Source organism: Acinetobacter tandoii, from assembly GCF_008867985.1.
Lineage (GTDB): Bacteria > Pseudomonadota > Gammaproteobacteria > Pseudomonadales > Moraxellaceae > Acinetobacter > Acinetobacter tandoii.
Map to the genome: position 1 here is coordinate 1 of NZ_VXLD01000033.1, position 694 is coordinate 694.

Consider the following 694-nt stretch of genomic DNA (forward strand, 5'->3'; position numbering starts at 1 on the left):
ACTACCCGCGCCGCCATCATGCGTATGGTCTTCATTTCTTGTGAATAAAAAGCGAACTTTGATGCGCCCCCATTCATCGACATGGATTTCTTCACCATTCGGTCCAACCACCTGAGCACGTTGCGGGTAGGCAGCTGGGCGATGCTGCTCAGGATGATAAGCGGGGACAGTTTTAATATGTCGACGTTGTAAGCTCAGCAGATTGCCTTGGCGCTGTTCACTTGCAATGCTGCTCAGTGTAGATGTAAATTGCCAGTGACTTTGTTGGAGAAGTTGCTCCAATTGCTGGTTTAAATCTTTCGGTAGGTTATTTTGGCTATAAAAGGTTTTTTCGGTAATGAGAAATTCTTTGTCTGCACCACTGTGTTGATTAATTTCAGGATGATCTTGCAGTTCAAACCAGTAACCCACATGAGCATCTCGCACCGTAGACTGTGCACAGAAATGCTTGGCTTGTGTATTGTAGTAGTCCGATAGCTGCTGGTTTAATTGCTCTAGTTGCGGATTGCCCGATGCTGTTGCACCATCCTCACCATTCAGGTCTTGCATCCATGCGGGTGAAAAATGCCATGCTTGCTCTAGCCCTAAACTTGCAACATCATATTGCTCACTCTGCTGATGTTTGCTTTGTACACTGCCTGCACCATCATCTTGGGTCAGTGCATCAGCTTGCCAGCGCTGAACATGCACTGCC

Annotated in this window: 1 pseudogene; it reads right to left on the reverse strand. The window is 47.1% G+C overall.

The annotated features are described in order from the left end of the window. Positions 1–694: pseudogene (locus F4W09_RS16985) on the reverse strand (contractile injection system protein, VgrG/Pvc8 family); the annotation flags it as partial.